General features: G+C 57.8%; 15 protein-coding genes. 5 read left to right on the top strand and 10 right to left on the bottom strand.

The genetic code is table 11. The annotated features are described in order from the left end of the window. Window positions 1–501 precede the first annotated feature (501 nt). Window positions 502–834: an SMR family transporter gene (locus BMZ63_RS11995; protein ID WP_091705817.1), complete on the top strand. Its 333-nt coding sequence runs from the start codon at window positions 502–504 to the stop codon at window positions 832–834. Here the strand turns inward: BMZ63_RS11995 and BMZ63_RS11990 are convergent. The 3 genes from BMZ63_RS11990 to BMZ63_RS11980 are packed head-to-tail and all read right to left on the bottom strand — an operon-like array spanning window position 787 to window position 6544. Next, on the bottom strand, window positions 787–3924 hold the full coding sequence (locus BMZ63_RS11990) for an efflux RND transporter permease subunit (protein ID WP_091705816.1): 3138 nt from the start codon (window positions 3922–3924) through the stop codon (window positions 787–789). The genes BMZ63_RS11995 and BMZ63_RS11990 overlap by 48 nt on opposite strands. Next, a complete protein-coding gene (locus tag BMZ63_RS11985; RefSeq protein ID WP_091705814.1) occupies window positions 3921–5135 on the bottom strand; it encodes an efflux RND transporter periplasmic adaptor subunit in 1215 nt (404 codons plus the stop codon). The genes BMZ63_RS11990 and BMZ63_RS11985 overlap by 4 nt, the downstream gene beginning before the upstream one ends. Beyond that, on the bottom strand, window positions 5132–6544 hold the full coding sequence (locus BMZ63_RS11980) for an efflux transporter outer membrane subunit (RefSeq protein ID WP_177187078.1): 1413 nt from the start codon (window positions 6542–6544) through the stop codon (window positions 5132–5134). Before BMZ63_RS11980 ends, BMZ63_RS11985 begins: the two co-directional genes overlap by 4 nt. A 409-nt stretch (window positions 6545–6953) precedes the next feature. Here BMZ63_RS11980 and BMZ63_RS15030 point away from each other — a divergent pair, with 409 nt between their 5' ends. Then, on the top strand, window positions 6954–7244 hold the full coding sequence (locus BMZ63_RS15030) for a methylated-DNA--[protein]-cysteine S-methyltransferase (protein WP_218141240.1): 291 nt from the start codon (window positions 6954–6956) through the stop codon (window positions 7242–7244). Between the two features lie 168 nt (window positions 7245–7412). Beyond that, a complete protein-coding gene (locus BMZ63_RS11970) occupies window positions 7413–7817 on the top strand; it encodes a bacteriohemerythrin (RefSeq protein ID WP_091705809.1) in 405 nt (134 codons plus the stop codon). A 37-nt stretch (window positions 7818–7854) separates the two neighbouring features. Here the strand turns inward: BMZ63_RS11970 and BMZ63_RS11965 are convergent, their stop codons facing one another. The 7 genes from BMZ63_RS11965 to BMZ63_RS11935 form a co-directional block, all read right to left on the bottom strand. Beyond that, the gene (locus BMZ63_RS11965; protein ID WP_091705807.1) at window positions 7855–8805 is read right to left on the bottom strand and encodes a tRNA dihydrouridine synthase; all 951 of its coding nucleotides are present in this window, start codon (window positions 8803–8805) and stop codon (window positions 7855–7857) included. 125 nt (window positions 8806–8930) lie between these two features. Beyond that, window positions 8931–11102, bottom strand: coding sequence for a catalase/peroxidase HPI (katG, locus tag BMZ63_RS11960; RefSeq protein ID WP_091705805.1), 2172 nt, complete (start codon window positions 11100–11102; stop codon window positions 8931–8933). Window positions 11103–11480: 378 nt separating this feature from the next. Then, entirely contained in the window at window positions 11481–11699 is a 219-nt protein-coding gene (locus BMZ63_RS11955) for a DUF2835 domain-containing protein (RefSeq protein ID WP_091705804.1), read from the bottom strand. An 8-nt stretch (window positions 11700–11707) separates the two neighbouring features. After that, window positions 11708–13600, bottom strand: coding sequence for a molecular chaperone HtpG (gene htpG, locus BMZ63_RS11950; RefSeq protein WP_091705802.1), 1893 nt, complete (start codon window positions 13598–13600; stop codon window positions 11708–11710). 232 nt (window positions 13601–13832) lie between these two features. Beyond that, on the bottom strand, window positions 13833–14267 hold the full coding sequence (locus BMZ63_RS11945) for a PaaI family thioesterase (RefSeq protein WP_091705801.1): 435 nt from the start codon (window positions 14265–14267) through the stop codon (window positions 13833–13835). Then, window positions 14264–14734 (bottom strand): PaaI family thioesterase, encoded by a 471-nt coding sequence (locus BMZ63_RS11940; RefSeq protein WP_091705799.1) that lies wholly within the window; start codon window positions 14732–14734, stop codon window positions 14264–14266. The genes BMZ63_RS11945 and BMZ63_RS11940 overlap by 4 nt, the downstream gene beginning before the upstream one ends. Continuing rightward, window positions 14731–15471: a DUF599 domain-containing protein gene (locus BMZ63_RS11935; protein WP_091705797.1), complete on the bottom strand. Its 741-nt coding sequence runs from the start codon at window positions 15469–15471 to the stop codon at window positions 14731–14733. The genes BMZ63_RS11940 and BMZ63_RS11935 overlap by 4 nt, the downstream gene beginning before the upstream one ends. Before the next feature lie 148 nt (window positions 15472–15619). Here BMZ63_RS11935 and BMZ63_RS11930 point away from each other — a divergent pair, with 148 nt between their 5' ends. Together BMZ63_RS11930 and BMZ63_RS11925 are read left to right on the top strand one after the other, a co-directional pair. Then, window positions 15620–16852 carry a M48 family metalloprotease gene (locus BMZ63_RS11930; protein ID WP_091705796.1) on the top strand — a complete coding sequence of 411 codons (1233 nt, stop codon included), beginning with the start codon at window positions 15620–15622 and terminating at the stop codon, window positions 16850–16852. Between the two features lie 155 nt (window positions 16853–17007). Continuing rightward, entirely contained in the window at window positions 17008–17778 is a 771-nt protein-coding gene (locus tag BMZ63_RS11925; protein ID WP_091705794.1) for a substrate-binding periplasmic protein, read from the top strand. The last annotated feature ends 1 nt before the right edge of the window (window position 17779 follow it).

Below are 17779 nucleotides of genomic sequence, written 5' to 3'. Positions count from 1 at the left end.
GGAACTCGGTAATCTACTTCTTGGTATAATTGCGGTTTCCTTAAAGAAACTGCAACTCAGCGATTTTTCGCCTGTATTCATTGTTGCGGGTCATGGCACAAAGAACCGATACGTTCTCCGAGGAGCAGAAGCGATCAAAATTTCGCTCGATAATTTTTGATCAGAAACTTCCTCCTGGTCGTTCTCTTGACATCATCTAACCACCAAGATTCAAAAAACACCATAGGTTACTGTTTTGAAAACCCTTAACCTAAAAAGTATCCAGATTCAGTAAAACCAAAGGTATCCATTAAAATATGCACGGTACAACTCAAACCCTCTTACTCACTCACTCACCACGTTATGTATCCAGTTTTTTGGTGGGATATTCAAGTGCGGTTAAACGAAACACGCTGAATCACCGTACAAGCAAAGGCCCGGCGGCATAGTGCTCCCGGGCCTTTTTCATGCCAACTGCACCTTACACCCAATAAGCAACCCTCCACTCAAGGCTGATCTGTCATGCAAAGCTGGCTGTTTCTGGCGCTGGCCATTATCGCAGAGGTGGTCGGCACCTCCGCACTAAAATCTTCCGAAGGCTTTACCCGCCTGGGCCCGACGACCGTGGTTGTCATCGGTTATGTGGTGGCTTTTTATTTCCTTGCCCTGGCCATCAAAGTAATTCCAGTAGGCATTGCCTATGCGGTATGGGCCGGCCTGGGTATCGTATTGATTTCGCTGATCGGGTGGCTGGTTTTCCAGCAGAAACTCGATGCCCCGGCCATCCTTGGCATGGGGCTGATTCTGTCAGGCGTGCTGGTGATCAACCTGTTTTCCGGAACCGCCAGCCATTAAGCGCCGCACCCCGCTTTTGAGGTCTTCCAGTACCAGGTACAGGCAGGGCACCAGAAACAGAATCAGAGCGGTGGCAAACACAATACCGAAGCCCAACGACACCGCCATGGGAATCAGGTAGATGGCCTGCAGGGAAGTTTCCGTAATGATCGGAGCCAGGCCACCGAAGGTGGTCAGTGTGGTCAGAGCAATGGGCCGGAAACGTCGCAGACCGGCTTCATAAATGGCCTGCGCGGCCCCCAGCCGCTCACGCTGCCGGTTGGCATAGGTAATCATGATCAGTGAATCGTTCACCACTACCCCGGACAGCGCCACAATCCCCATGATACTGACCAGCGAGAGCTCCATGCCCAGTATCATATGGCCGATGATCGCGCCCACGGCACCAAACGGAATGGCCAGCATGACCACCAGCGGTTGCAGATAACTGCCGAAGGCGACGGCCAGGAGCGCAAAGATGACCCCCATGGCCAGACCAAAGCCACCCCAGAGCGCGCCGGTGGATTCACGCATGTCGGCCTGGCTACCCTGGAAACTCCAGGTCAGGCCGGGAAAATCGGCCCGCAGTTGCGGCAGCAGGTCTTCCTGAATCACGCTTAACACCTGGCCGGTGGCGGCCTTCGGTTCCACATCCGTGCCCACGGTAATCACCCGCCGGCCATCACGCCGATCAATCGAGCGGAAGGATTCGGCAATGGACATATCCGCCACTTCCATCAACGGCACCTCGGTTCCATCACTGGTACGAACCACAAAGTTGTCGAGGTGGTAGAGGTCCTGGCGCTCGCGCTCCGGCAGGCGCACCCGGATCTCGTTTTCATTGATGCCCCGGAGCTGGCGCAGGGCAACCGCGCCGTAAAAAGCGTCTCGCAACTGCTGTCCGACTTCCGCGCCGGTCAGTCCCAGAGCCCGGCCCTGCTCATTGAGCGTAATATCGAACTGTGGCTTGCCGGCGGTGTAACTGTCGTTCACATTCCGGGTTTCACCAATCTGTTCCAGTTCTTCGAAAAACCGTTCGCTGGCCCGCGCCAGGGTATCGATATCGGTGTGGCTCAAGTCGACACTGATATCATCCCGCCAACTGCCGGGGCCCTGTTCGGCGGAGATGGTGATTTCATCGACACCCTTGAAGTCACTCAGCTCATTGCGCCACAACTCGACAATGTCGCTGACCGACATGTCACGCTCCTGTTCGGGGCGCAGCACCAGCTCGACATCAATGTAGTTTTCGCCACGCACGTTGGTCTTGATGCCTTCAGCATTTCGACCCAGGTCGTATTCCTCGAACAGGCGCTCCGTGTCACGGGTAATGGCCATGGCCAGCTCACCGGCCCGGGTGGCGGTGGTGCCCACGGGCAGGCGCACATTGGCTTCAATTTCATCGGCCGGCGATTCCGGCATCATGATCATGCCCATGTGGGCACTGGTGGCGTAAGCACCACAAACCACCATGATGGTTAGCGCCGCTGTCAAAGTGACATAGCGAAAACGCAAAGACAGATCCAACAGCGGCCGGTAACCTTTGTCGACCACCGCCTCGAATCCCCGTGAGAAGACCCTTTGTACGGCATGCATGGCCCGGCCATAAACCGTCACGCTGCCACGCCCGCTGTGGGCCAGATGAGCAGGCAGGATGAACAGGGCTTCAAACAGCGAAATGGCCAGCACCAGAATCACCACCACGCCCAGAGGCCACCAGAACTTGCCGGTGGTGCCTGGAATGAACAGCAGTGGCAGGAAAGCCACAATGTTGGTCAGAATACTGAATGTCACCGGGCCGGCAATGTCCCGGGTGCCCTTGATAGCGGCCTGCATGAAGGTCATTCCCTGTTCCCGGTATTCGTAGATGTTCTCCCCCACCACAATGGCGTCGTCCACTACGATACCCAGCACCATCAAAAAGCCGAACATGGAAATCATGTTGATACTGACATCCATCGCCGGCAGGAAGAACACACTGCCCACAAACGAGATGGTCATACCCATCATGATCCAGAACGCCAGACGGTATTCCAGGAACAGGCTGAGAATCACCAGCACAATGACCATGGCCATCACACCGTTTTCCAGCAGCATGTTCATGCGGTCTTCAAAATGTTCGGCGCGGTTACTGTCGATGCGCAGCTTGACGGTTTCCGGCAGGGTTTCATCCAGCTCCGCCATGACCTTTTCAGCGGACTCGGCAATGTCCAGTGGTGACTGGTCACCGGTACGGAAAAGCTCAATTTCCACCGAGGGCTGGCCGTTAAAACGGGAATGAAAGCCGTCTTCCTCGAAACTGTCCCGAACAGTGGCAATATCACCAAGAGTCACGGAACCGCCAGAGTCGGCATTGACGATGACAATCCCTTCGAAGGCCTCGGCCCATTGCTTCCGCTCCTTCAGGCGCAACAGGATGTCGCCGTTGGCGGTTTCCATGGAGCCCGCCGGAATGTCCTGGCTGGACTGCTCTATGCGGTTGGCCACCTCGGTCAGGGTCAGATTGAACTCCCTCAGGGTGTCCCGGGAAATTTCCACGCTGGTCATGTAGGCCGGCACATCGTTGATGTCCGCCTGGGTGATATTGTCTTCCGCCAGCAACCGGTTACGGACCTGCTCGCCCAACTGACGCAGTGTCCAGGCATCCACATCGCCGTACAGCACCAGCTCCAACACGTCCCGGGTTGGCGTCACCAGCCGTACTTCCGGCTCCTCGGCCTGTTCAGGGAAAGTGCGAACCCGATCAACCGCCTGTTCGATATCCTGCAATGCCTGCATACGGTTGGTACCGGACACAAGTTCCAGTTGAATGTTGCCGCTGCCCTCCCGGGCCGTGGAGGACATTTCCTCAATGCTTTGTATACCCTGTACCGCCTCTTCCACCGGCAGGAGAATGCCCTGCTCCACTTCCGAAGGCGAGGCGCCGGGGTAACTGACGGTGACCTGAACCACATCCAGGTCAAACTCGGGAAACACTTCTTTCTGCACGTTGGACGCCATCCAGAGACCGCCCACCAGCAGCAGAATCATCATCAGGTTGGCAGCCACGGAATTGCGGGCCATCCACTCGATCGGACCAACCCAACCCTGGCGCTTGGGAGCCTCACTCATTGGGAGTCCCCCTCCAGACGAAGCCGCGCACCTTTGACCACAGACGACAGGTTGTTGGTGATGACCTGATCGCCGTCCTCAAGGCCACTGTCGATGTAGGCGTAGGTTTCGTCCTCGAAGGCGATGCCTACCTCCCGGATCGCCAGCTTTCGGTCTTCCATGACCCAGACTGTGTTTTCCCGTCGCACCAGGTTCCGCTCCAGACGCACCACGTCACTGAGCGGGCGTGCCTGGATCTCGGCACTCAGAAAACTGCCCAGAATCAAGGGTGGCTTGTCTTTCGCGGCAGCCAGCGCAAGCGGGTCATCCACGGTAATCAGCACCCGTGCCATGCGAGTGCTGTCCTCCAGCTCACCCACCATCTGGCCCAATCTGCCGATTCGGGTTTCACCGGCCGGCCAGGCGTTGTCCTGCCTCAGGGACACCTGTGCACCGGACTCGCCAGGAGTGGTGTCAAACTGCAGCCATTGCAGCCGTGCCATGGGCACGGTGGCTTCCACCCAGTACCGGTCAGTTGCGACCAGACGGCCCAGGCTTTCACCGGTACTGACTTGCGAGCCCCGGGTTACCTCACGGGACAGAACCTGGGCGGGAAAAGGCGCGCGGATACGGGTGCGGGCCAGGTCCAGCTCCGCCTGACGCACCGCCGCCCGTGCGGATGCGACTGCGGCCTGAGCCTGTTTCAGTTGTGGTTCCCGGAGAATCAGCGCCTCATTGTCAGCGGGAATACTCTCACCCAATAACTCGAATTCCTGCCGGGCAACGGCCTGCTGGCCCTTCTCCAGCTCAAGATCCGCTAGGGCCTGCTGCAGTTCGCTACGCCGTTGCTCCAGCGCAACTTCATAGTCCGCCGGGTCAATGCGCAACAACGGCTCCCCCTCGCTCACATGCCGCCCCGGTGTAAACGACTCCGCCTGCTCAATCACTTGTCCGGACACCCGGGCACTGAGGGTCACTTCACGGGCCGGCATCACCCGCCCCATAACCTCAATCGTCGGCCGATACTCGCCCCGCTCAACGGTTTGCACGTCCACCAGCATGGCGGTTTCCCGCGAGGCATCCTTGCGTGTGGCGGTGGGTTCGGTTTTGAAAATCAACCAGATCAGGGCAATACCAGCCAGTACGATCAGCACACTGACAAAAGCGGTTTTAAAGGGTCCTGCGCGGCCCCGTTCGGGCCTTGCCGCGGTTTCGTCGACGGGATGACTCATGCCTGGTCCTTTTCGCTGCGATTGGTCGGGGTTGATGAATCCGGTGTCAGCCGGTCAATCCGGCCGGCAAGTGCGCGGTACAAAGCCACACGATAATTGAGCAATTGCTGGCGCGCGGTCAGTTGGGTTCTTTGCAGGTCCTGCTGATCCTTGAGCGCGCTCAGAACATCGGTGTAGCTGACCGCACCGTTCATATAGCGCCGGCGCAATTGCCGGTAACTGGCACGGGCCAGGTCCGTTTGTCGTTCCAGACTGGCCAGCCGCTGCTGCTGTTGGCGCTCACGGGCGAGTGCATCTTCCACCTCCTGAATGGCAACCAGCACTGCCTCCCGGTATTCGTGTACCCGCTCCCGCAAGCCGGCCTCAGCGCTGGTAACCGCGGCCCGGCGCTCTCCGCCATCAATCACCGGCAATAGCAGGTTGCCAGCCAACGTTACCAGCCAGTCGTCAAACAGTTCACTGGCGTTGGTCGCCTCGTCGCTCACTGACGCTTCCAGCGACAACCGGGGAAAGCGATTACTGATCGCAGCCGCCAGCTCCCGGTCAGCCGCCTGCACCAGACGCCAGGCCTGCCGGACATCCGGCCGGCGCTGAACAAGCTCGCCCGGAACACCGGTATCCGGCAAGGGAGGAAGCTCAGGCAGCGCCTCCTTGTCCGGCAGGGAGACCCGCGTTGGCGCCTCGCCGAGCAATACCGCCAGTTGGTTTTCCAGCACGGCAATGTCACCGGCCAGGTTGGTCAGTTGTTCCTCTGACGATGCCACCAGCTGGCGCTGGCGCAGGACATCGGCGGCACCGGCCTGACCGGCAGAGAAGCTCGCCTCAATCACTGTCAGCAGGTTTTGATTCACCAACAACTGCTGTTCCGCCAACGCCCGCTGTGCCTGCTGCTCCACCAGTTCAAACCAGTTGCTGGCAATTTCACCAGACAACGAAATGGCCGCCGCCTGATAGTCGGCCTCGCTGGCCAGGGCCCGCAAATCTTCAGCTTCCGACAAGGCTTGCACACGTCCCCATAAATCCACCTCATAGCTGGCGCTCAACCCGGCACTGAAACGGTCGGTACCGGTGCTCTCGGATTCGCGCCTTTCAGTGCCAAGGTTGGCGTCCAGGGAGGGAAACAGACCAGCCGCTTGCTGATCAGCCGCCGCCCGGGCCTGCAAAAGACGCTGGTAACTGGCCTGCAGACCGAGGTTTCCATCCAGAGCCCGCGCCACCAGCCCGTTCAGTTCCGGATCGTTAAACGCCCGCCACCACTGGTCGGGAAGCTGCGAACTGCCGGTACGGGAGAAAGCCGGCACAAGTTCGGGTGTGTTGTCTGTGATATCCGGGTAGGTTGAGCAGCCGGTAATGAGAACGGCCAGCAACAGTGCCCAGAAAGGCCTGGGGGTTGGAGAGTATTTGAACATGGAAATCCTGTTCCGAGGTTGGACCGGAAATACTGGAATGCGGGTCATTCTGCACCCTTGACGACGGTTTTCAAGCGCGTGGCGAGGCCTTTACACGATGTTTGCACAAGCCGCGATTTCGTGATCATCTGTACGGGTACGCAATAAATAACCGACAGATCAGAGGCACCCCATGCCAACCCCATCCAACCAGGCTTTGTATTACGCTACTGATCACTGTTTTCTTGGCCCTATGTTGGCGGTCTGGACCGAAAACGGTTTATCCAGCCTAAAACCGTTTGACTCACAGTCAGAATTGAAAGCCCACCTTGTACAACAACTGTCCGGCGAGCGGATCACACCCGTTGACAGTGCCCGGCGAAAAGACCTGCAACGGGTTCTTGCTGCTATCGAAAACCCGGGAACCCCAATGCCAACCCTCACCCTGGACCTCCAGGGCACGTCATTTCAGCAGGAGGTCTGGCAGGCCATCCGGGAGATACCACCGGGACAAACGCGGACCTACACCGAGCTGGCCAGGCAACTGAACAAACCCAAGGCCACACGGGCAGTTGCCAACGCCTGTGGCGCCAATACCATTGCCGTTCTCATTCCCTGCCACCGGGTCGTACGTAGCGACGGCACACCCGGCGGTTATCGCTGGGGGCTGGCACGCAAAAAGGCATTACTGGAGCGTGAAACGTGCCCGGTTAGTCCATGAATTCACGCCGTTTTTACAGCTACGTTAAAAAGCCTGTTATCCATTGGTCTGGTCACCAGCGGCCTTTCTATTGATGTCTGTCAATATTTAAAACCTGTCGCAATCATAGGATGAAGATTGGAAGTATTAAAAAAATCAGGAATTCAGACATTCAGGAGAGGCACACCGATGACGTTCTGGCCGTGGAGTAAAGAACTGGAGGTTGGAATCGGGGAAATCGACGAGCAGCACAAGTGGCTGGTGGATACCACGAATGAGCTATACGACGCCATGGAGGCCGGGGCCAGCGACCAACATGTGGGCGACATTCTGGAATCTCTCATGGATTACACCATGAACCACTTTATTGTCGAGGAAGACCTGTTCAACCGCCTGGGCTACCCCGAAACCGAGGCTCACAAAGCGGAACATAACAAGTTCACCAGTCAGATCATGGACCTGATCGACCGTCATGAAAGCGGAGAATCGGCCGGCGACGAAACCCTGAGTCTGCTCAAAGAGTGGCTGACCCACCACATCCTGAAAGTCGACAAGGCGTATGTGGAACACTTCCGCGCCCATGGGGTAACCTGAACGCCACCTTTCATCCGAACCGCCTGGTCGTTCGTCTTTAATGGTGAGCCTGTGACAGACAGGCCAGCATGGGAGCGACCTCCCGGATTTTCCGGGCGCGTGGCCACAGTGCCTCAGCCTCCGGGAACCCCTGCCGCAAGTAATTGAGCCATTGCTTGATTCGACCTGTCACGTAGCGGTCTTCAAGCCGGGCCTGCAGAGCCTGGGCATAGTCCTCCACCAGTCCGGTGACTTCACCCCAGCCCATGGGCTCACAATCCTCACCTTGCTGTGAAGCCTTGATTTGCGCAGCCAGATCCGGCCGGGCGATCAGCCCGCGGCCGATCATGACATCCTCGCAACCGGACACTTCCCGACAACGCCAGTAATCGGCAACCGTCCAGATTTCCCCGTTGGCAATCACACGGGTGTCCACCGCATCGCGCACCCGGGCAATTTCCTCCCAGTAGGCCGGTGGCTTGTAGCCATCCACCTTGCTGCGGGCGTGGACGACAATTTCCGCCACTCCGGCGGCTTCCAACGCCTGAGCACAGGCCACGCCCATGGAACGGTCGTCGTAGCCAAGGCGCATTTTCGCCGTCACCGGCACATTGGCCGGCGTGTCCTTGCGCACGGCCAGAGCAATGTCGTGCATTAATTCCGGCTCACGCATCAGGACACAACCACCCTTGTGTTTGTTCACGGTCTTGGCGGGACAACCAAAATTGATGTCCACCTGCCCGGCCCCAAGTTCGGCGGCTTTAGCGCCATGGCGGCCCATCATTTCGGCGTTGGAACCCAGCAGTTGCACCGCCACCGGTACGCCGGCATCGGTCAAAGCCTGTTTATAAAGTTCGGGAGCGTATTTATAGAAAACCCGGGGTGGCAACATGCCGTGGGTCACCCGGATAAATTCGGTCACGCACCGATCAATACCGCCCACGCGGGTCAGCGTTTCGCGGATCGGGGCATCAACCAGCCCTTCCATCGGGGCGAGGATAATTCGCATGCAGGCTCCACAGGTATTGGCGGGTGGCTCGAAGAGAGCAGAAAGTGGAGCGGATTGTAAGAGAAATAACGGTGAGAAAATAGCCGGGCACCCCGAAACAGGGTGCCCGGTATCTATCCGGTGATTTACGCCTGAACCTCGAAACGGTCGTTGTTCATCACCTTGGTCCAGGCCTTAACGAAGTCTTTCACGAACTTCTCTTCGTTGTCGTCCTGGGCATACACTTCCGCATAAGAGCGGAGGATGGAGTTGGAACCAAACACCAGATCAATCCGGCTGGCGGTCCACTTGACCTGATCGGTCTTACGGTCACGGATCTCGTAGACGTTATTACCCGCAGGCTTCCAGGTGTAGGCCATGTCGGTCAGGTTCACGAAAAAGTCATTCGTGAGCTGGCCTTCACGGTCGGTGAACACACCGTGTTTGGTGCCGCCATGGTTCGTGCCGAGTACACGCATGCCACCAACCAGTACGGTCATTTCCGGTGCCGTCAGACCCATCAGTTGGGCGCGGTCAAGCATCATCTCCTCGGGCTTGACGATGTAATCCTTTTTCAACCAGTTACGGAAACCATCGGCCAACGGTTCCAGCGGCTCAAAGGAATCCACATCGGTCATCTGGTCAGTCGCATCGCCACGGCCCTTGAGGAACGGCACACGAATGTCGTGGCCCGCTGCCTTCGCTGCCTGTTCGATACCCACGCTGCCGGCGAGGACGATGATGTCAGCCACGCTGGCACCGGTTTCGGCAGAAATCTGCTCATAGACCTTCAGGACCTTCGCCAGGCGATCCGGCTCGTTGCCTTCCCAGTCTTTCTGGGGAGCCAGGCGGATACGGGCGCCGTTCGCGCCACCCCGGTTATCGGAACCACGGAAGGTACGGGCGCTGTCCCACGCTGTGCTGACCATGTCGGCAATCGACAGACCGCTTTCGGCAATTTTCTCTTTAACCACTTCCTCACAGTAATCGGTGCTGCCGGCCGGTACCGGATCCTGCCAGATCAGGTCTTCAGACGGCGCTTCGGGACCAATGTAACGGGTCTTCGGACCCAGGTCCCGGTGGGTCAGCTTGAACCAGGCACGGGCGAAGCAGTCCCTGAAGTACTCCGGATCCGCCATGAACTTCTCACAAATGGCGCGGTACTTCGGATCCACCTTCATGGCCATGTCCGCGTCGGTCATGATCGGGTTGTGGCGAACGGAAGGATCGGTGGCATCCACCGGCTTGTCTTCTTCCTTCATGTTCACCGGCTCCCACTGCCAGGCGCCAGCGGGGCTCTTCTTCAGCTCCCACTCGTAGCCGAACAGCAGATCAAAGTAGCCCATGTCGAATTTGGTCGGATGGGTGGTCCAGGCGCCTTCAATACCGGAGGTCACCGCGTTGGCGGCCTTGCCCTTCATGTTGGGGTTTTTCCAGCCAAAGCCCTGCTCTTCCACGTCTGCGGCTTCAGGCTCTGGTCCAAGCGCCTCTGCGTCACCGTTACCATGACATTTACCTACTGTGTGGCCGCCGGCGGTCAATGCCGCGGTTTCCTCGTCATTCATTGCCATGCGCGCGAAGGTCACACGAACCTGTTCGGCGGTTTTGGCCGGGTCCGGCTGGCCATTAACCCCTTCCGGGTTCACGTAGATCAGGCCCATCTGGACGGCTGCCAGCGGGTTTTCCATGGTTTCAGGCTTATCAACGTCCTCGTAACGCTCATCGGACGGCGCCAGCCATTCTTTTTCAGCACCCCAGTAGATGTCTTTTTCCGGATGCCAGATATCTTCACGGCCAAAGGAGAAGCCGAATGACGGCAGCCCCATGGACTCATAAGCCACGGTACCAGCCAGAATGATCAGGTCAGCCCAGGAGATCTTGCTGCCGTACTTTTTCTTGATCGGCCACAGTAAACGGCGGGCCTTGTCCAGGCTGACGTTGTCAGGCCAGGAGTTGATCGGGGCAAAACGCTGGTTACCGGTACCACCGCCACCACGGCCGTCGGCAATCCGGTAGGTACCGGCCGCATGCCAGGACATACGGATCATCAGGCCACCGTAGTGTCCCCAGTCAGCCGGCCACCACTCCTGGCTGTCGGTCATCAGAGCGTGAAGATCTTTTTTCAGGGCGTCGAAGTCCAGTTTCTTCACTTCTTCGCGGTAATCAAAATCTTCACCCAGCGGGTTGGTCTTGCGGTCGTGCTGGTGAAGAATGTCCAGATTGAGTGCTTCCGGCCACCAATCCATGTTGCTGTGGCCGGTCTCGGTGTTACCACCGTGCATGACCGGACACTTGCCACCACTATTATTCTGAGTCATCACACTCTCCTGTTATCACTGCGTTTGATAAAACAACTTGTGCGTGTTCGAAACACCACTAAATATAGATCATCCACTTTCTGCTGCTTGAATCTTTTCTAACGCAAGCATAGTGAATTGCTATAACTTTCTTGCATCTGCCGATGGCAGCTTTGTTTCCGGCTTATTTACCACGTCATGGCAAAATTGCCGTAGTAATCCGCCAGAATCCCGAGAGAATCACTCCATGCTACCGAGGTCATTGTCATCAGGGCTGACATAGAACAACTCCTGTTTAACGATAACAGTTCTACGGTAACCCCGGAACGCGACCGAGATACAATTAATTAAGAATAAATTTCTAAAAGAATTTATTAATGGATAAAAAAGGAAGGCAGGTCAGAGGCGTTCAATACGAACGAACTTGCCGGCATCGTCAAACAGAATACGGAAACTGCCGCGAATGCCATCTTTGAGGAAAAAGCGGGAAAGGATACGGGCCGGGAAGCGGACGGAACGTCCGTCCCGGGCCGTGGTGTGGACATCGGTGGCAAGGCCCTGATAGAGCTTGATCCACTCATCCGGGCTGATGCTGATGTCCACGATGATCTGCTGCATGGTGTGCCTTAGTTGGCCATTTCCAGCAGCAGGCGGTTCAGGCGGCTGACGTAGGCGCCCGGATCCTGCAGCTGCTCACCGCTGGCCAGGGTGGCCTGGTCAAACAGCACTGCAGACAGCTCGTTGAAGCGCTCGTCGCCCTGCTCTTTCTCAAGACGCTGAACCAGCGGGTGCTCCACGTTGATTTCAAAGATCGGCTTGCTTTCCGGCACCTTCTGGCCGGCCGCTTCCATGATCTTCTTCATCTGGGCGCCCATATCGAACTGGCCCACCACCAGGCACGCAGGCGAGTCAGTCAGGCGGTTGGTCACCCGTACTTCCTGCACCTGGTCCTTCAGGGCGTTCTGAATACGCTCAACCAGGGCCTTGTGCTCTTCGGCGGCTTCCTCCTGGTGTTTCTTGTCTTCCTCGGTTTCCACTTCACCCAGGTCCAGATCGCCGCGGGCCACGTCCTGGAACTGCTTGCCGTCGTATTCGCTTAGGTAGGTCATCATCCACTCATCGATACGGTCGGACAGGATCAGCACTTCCACGCCCTTCTTGCGGAACACCTCCAGGTGCGGGCTGCTCTTGGCGGCACTGAAGTTGTCACCGGTGATGTAGTAGATCTTGTTCTGGCCTTCCTTCATGCGGGCGATGTAGTCATCCAGGGACACATCCTGGGTGGACTCGCCGGTATGGGTCGTGGCGAAGCGCAGCAGGCCGGCGATCTTCTCACGGTTGCCGAAGTCCTCGGCCGGGCCTTCCTTCAGCACGGTGCCGAACTCGTTCCAGAAAGTCTGGTAGTCCTCCGGCTGTTTCTTGGCCAGCTTGGACAGGGTGTCCAGCACGCGCTTGGTCATGGCGGTGCGGATGCTCTCAACGGTGCTGTCGTTCTGCAGGATTTCCCGCGAAACGTTCAGCGACAGGTCATTGGAGTCGATCACGCCCTTGGTGAAGCGCAGGTACAGCGGCAGGAACTGCTCGGCGTCGTCCATGATGAACACGCGCTGCACGTAGAGCTTCAGGCCGCGCGGCGCCTCGCGGTTGTACAGATCAAACGGCGCGCGCTTGGGGATGTACAGCAGACTGGTGTAATCCAGCTTGCCTTCGACCTTGTTGTGGGACCAGGTCAGCGGATCTTCGAAGTCGTGGGCGATGTGCTTGTAGAACTCCTTGTACTCCTCGTCCTTGATCTCGGTACGCGGCAGGGTCCACAGCGCGGTGGCGTCGTTGACGGTTTCATCTTCGCCCTTCTTGTCCTCTTCCTCGGATTCGGATTTCATGATCACCGGGAAGGAGATGTGGTCGGAGTATTTCTTCACCAGGTTGCGCAGGCGGAAACCGTCGGCAAATTCTTTGGCGTCGGATTTCAGGTGCAGGGTGATTTCCGTACCCCGCTGCTCGCGCTCGATTTGCTCGATAGTGAACTCACCGTCCCCTTTGGATTCCCAGTGCACGCCTTCGTTGGCGGATGCGCCGGCACGGCGGGTTTTAACCTCCACTTTGTCGGCGACAATAAAGGCGGAGTAAAAGCCCACGCCAAACTGGCCAATCAACTTGCTGTCTTTCTTCTCGTCACCTGACAGCTGCTTGAGGAATTCAGCGGTGCCGGATTTGGCGATGGTGCCCAGGTTGGCGATCACGTCGTCTCGGGTCATGCCGATGCCGTTGTCGGTCAGGGTAACGGTGCCGGCGTCTTTGTCGTAGTCCAGGCGGATGCTGAGCTCCTGGTCGCCCTCGTACAGGCTTTCATCTTTCAACGCCGCGAAACGCAGTTTGTCTTCGGCGTCCGAGGCGTTGGAGATAAGCTCGCGCAGGAAGATTTCCTTGTTGGAGTACAGGGAGTGGATCATCAACTGCAGCAGCTGTTTGACTTCCGTCTGGAATCCCAGAGTTTCTTTGTTGGCCTCTACGGTCATGGGATTGAGCTCTCCTGATGTCTGTCGGTTAATCGCAATGTTCGAGCGTGGCCGGGATGGGGAGGGCTTTCCAAAAATTTGCGGAGCCATGGATGGCGGAGCATAAGCCGCACAGGGAGTCTCGAGGCGCTTTTTGGAAAGCCCTCCCCATTCCGGTCACTAAACGATAGGTTTAGTCCCAACAGAAATTGGGGGCAGGCACTTCCTTTTCAAGCCCCGGGAAAAAACCGTTTTAACCTTCCAGCAAAAAATGCGCTCGCGCGGTGGCAATCGGCTTGGAGCGGGATTTCTGCCAGGCCACCACGCCCACATTGGCCACGCGGTTGCCCTGGCGGGTCAGGTGGCATTCGGCGTAGGTTTCGCGGTTCAGGCCCGCGCGCAGGTAGTCGAGGGAAAAGTCGACAATCTTTGGCATGCGCAGGGTTTCCTGGCCGAGGATCAGGTAGATCTCGGCGGCCAGTTCCATGAAACCGCCGATCACGCCGCCGTGGATGGCAGGCAGTATGGGGTTGCCCAGGTTTTCTTCCTTGGCAGGCAGACGGAAGATCAGGTCGTCACCGAAACGGTCGCAACACAGACCGATCCAGCGGGCATAGGGAATGTCTTCCAGCAGGCGGGTGAAATCGCCGGTTTTCTGGGTGTGTTCGAGTACTGCCGGGTCGATCATTGGCCGTCTCCGGTAATCAGGTCTCGGTAAGACTTTGGAGAGGCCTCCTTGCCGATTCGCATGAAGGTACCCACGCAATTGGCGATGGTGTTGCCTTCATGCTGGTAGGCCTCACAGCGGGTAAAGATGATATTCGAGGTGATTTTGTAGGTTTCCGCCCGGGCATAGACGGGCCTGCCGGGTTCCGCCGGGTGCATGTAATCCACCCGCAAATCCAGCGTCGGGCAAAGTTCAAATTCGTCCAGTGCGCAGATAATGACGGAACCGGAGGTGGTGTCCATCAGCGTGGTGATGGCCCCGCCATGGATGGCGCCGGTATCCGGGTTACCGATTATCTTTTCGCTGTAGGGCAGCTCCAGCAGCAGGGTGCCCTCGCCCGCTTCAATGGCTCTCAATCCCAGTGTCCGGGCCTGGGTGAGTGTCTCGATGAACCGGCTGACCCGGTCAAGACGTATCTGGTTGGTCATCCTTCTTTATCCTTAGCCTTGGCCCTGCTCGCCGGAGACGGCTCCTCGAAGACTTTACCGGCACGCAGGTGGTTCAGGGCGTCCGAGTGGAACTCACGCCGGTACAATACATACACAATCAGGGTTGAAGCGATCATGAAAGCGACCGGATGAAAGAACCAGGCAACCACCGACAACGCGTAATAATAGGAGCGCAGGCCAAGATTGAAGGCATCACCAGCCAGGTCACAGATCTTACCCGCACTCTTGGCGAAGGCTTCGCGCCCAGCCGGGGTGGTTTTGGTGTCTTCCGCCAGTGGCGCACTGCCAATCATCACCGCCAGGAAGTTGTACATGCGCATGGACCAGGTGAATTTGAAGAAGGCATAGATAAACACCACCATCAGTACCAGCAACCGTAACTCCCAGATCTCCCGGGTGGGGACCGGGCTCAGGGGCATGCTGGCAAAGATTTCCATGGCCTCGCTGGTGTAGCCCAGGGCAGTAATAATACCGGCGAGTATCAGCAGGCAGCTTGAGGCGAAAAAGGCACCGTTGCGTTCCAGATTGCCCACCACGGAGGTGTCCGACATCCGGTTGCCGCGCTGCAGCATGACCCGCATCCAGTCTTCCCGGTAAAGGTTGAGCGTGTTGGAGAGGCAGGCACGTTTGTGGGCATGGTGTTTTGAGTACCAGGTGTAGCCCGCACTGCAGACAATAAACCAGGCAAGCGCTGTATATTCCAGGTAGTTTTCCATGGGCGCCGTTATAAGGAAGGTGGCAGACGTTTAATGAAACCAAACGTTATACTACGTCAACAAACCATTACCGGCCACTGTCGCCAAACCACGAAAGGAGTCTGACGTGACACGAGCAATTCTCTCCAGAATCACCCCATTACTGGTGATGGTCGTGACCCTGGCCGGCTGTTCGGTGAACCCGGTCACCGGCGAGCGGGAACTGTCCCTCGTTTCAGAAAGCCAGGAGCGCTCCATCGGCACGGAACAATACGTCCCCACCCAGCAAACCCAGGGTGGCCAGTTCTATATTGATCCGGAGCTGACCGTCTATGTCCGGGAGGTGGGTCAGAAACTGGCACGAGTAAGCGACCGCCCCGATCTGCCTTACGAATTTGTGGTCCTGAATAACAGCACTCCCAACGCCTGGGCCCTGCCGGGCGGCAAGATCGCCATCAATCGCGGCCTGCTGGTAAAGCTGGAAGACGAGGCGCAACTGGCTTCGGTACTGTCCCACGAGATTGTCCACGCCGCGGCTCGCCATGGCGCCCAGCGCATGCAACAGGGCATGATCATTTCCGCCGGCATGGCTGGGCTTGGCCTGGCCTTGTCCGATAACGAATGGGCCGGGCTGGTCATGGGCGGCGCCGCCGTGGGCGCTCAGGTGGCTCTGGCCCAGTACAGTCAGGGAGATGAGCTGGAGTCGGATGCCTACGGTATTCGTTACATGCACGAAGCGGGTTATGACCCGCGGGCAGCGGTGGAGCTTCAGGAGCTGTTCCTGGCGCTCTCCGAAGGCCGGGAAAGCGGCTGGCTTGAAGGCCTGTTCGCTACCCACCCACCGTCAGCACGTCGGGTCGAAGAGAACCGCAAGCTGGCACAGCAACTGGGCGCCGGCGGTTTCCGGGGCCGTGATGTTTACCAGCGCAGGACTGCCAGGTTGCGGGCGCTGCAACCGGCATATGAGGCCCATGACAAAGCACTCAAGCTGGCCTCTGAAAAGAAAATGGACCAGGCTCTGGCCGCCGTTAACAGCGCCATCGAAAAGGAACCCCGGGAAGCCATGTTTTACGCCCTGCGTGGCCGGATCCACCAGAGCAACGGCAACCGGGCGCTGGCTGAAAAGGATTTCGACAAAGCGGTTTCCCTGTATCCGGAAATGTTCGAATACCAGCTGTACAACGGCTTGAACGCCCTGGCAATGAATAACACCTCCAAGGCCCGTGAACACCTGGAGAAAGCCAACGAGGTCGTCCCGACCGCCATTGGTTATCTGCGCCTGGGCGACGTTGCCGTACAGCAGGGCCAACGCCAGCAGGCCATGCAGTATTACTCGGCCGCGGCCCAGGCCGGCGGCGATGTTGGCGCCGAAGCCAAACAGAAACTGGCCAGACTTCAATGACTCCGGGGCATTGAAACCGAATGACAAACTGGTAATACTAATGCGGAATAACCTAAGCAGCCAGAAACATGTCTGGCTGCCCGGGCTATTTCAGCTGGCAGGGACTTGGCCGGGTATTTTGTTTCCAGACGGGCCATTCAACCAGAGTTCTTGCGATGACAGACCGCCTACCTTCACGATTCCGGCACGCCGCGCTGGTCCTGCTGTTGACGCTCACGGGGGCCATGCCCGCCCAGGCCACGCACAAAGATAAGGGTGTGTTCCATTTCAATATTTCTCCCAACGGTTACCCGCCCTATCTGATAGTCGACGGCGCCGAGCCGGCCGGTATTATGTGGGATGTGGTCAACCTGATTCTGCCACGCATGGGTTACCGGGTAGAGCCAAAACGCATTCCCCGCAAACGGGTCGACAACATGCTGGCCGAGGGTTATATCGACGGCACACCAAGAGCGATCGAGTGGACCCGTTCACCAGAAGATTTCCGGTTTACCGAGGCCATTGTGCAAGTAGAGGAAGTGTTTTTCTTTCCCGCGACATCCTCGCTTGAGTTCAACAGCCTGGACGATCTGATCGGAGCCACCATTGTCACGCCGCTCGGGTACATCTACCCGGCGCTGGAACCTTATTTCTCGGACGGCCGGATTAAACGTTTTGACGTGTCCCACGATCGCAACATGTTCCGATACCTGCTGCACAGTGATCGTTTCGATGCGGCACTGGCAGACCGGCTGGTCGGTCGCTGGCTACTTCGTCACGAGAACATGGCCGACCATTTCCGCAGCTCGGACAAGCCCATCAGCCAGTTCGGGTTCCGGCTGATGGTCCGCAAGGACTGGGAAGCGTTTACGGAAACGTTCAACCAGGAACTGGCGGCCATCCGCGACAATGGTGAACTATCCGCCATTCTCGAAAAATACCGATAGC

It is taken from the genome of Marinobacter persicus (assembly GCF_900114155.1).
GTDB classification, from domain to species: domain Bacteria; phylum Pseudomonadota; class Gammaproteobacteria; order Pseudomonadales; family Oleiphilaceae; genus Marinobacter; species Marinobacter persicus.
The sequence above is the reverse complement of the archived record's forward strand: the minus strand, read 5'-3'. Positions and strand labels throughout refer to the sequence as shown.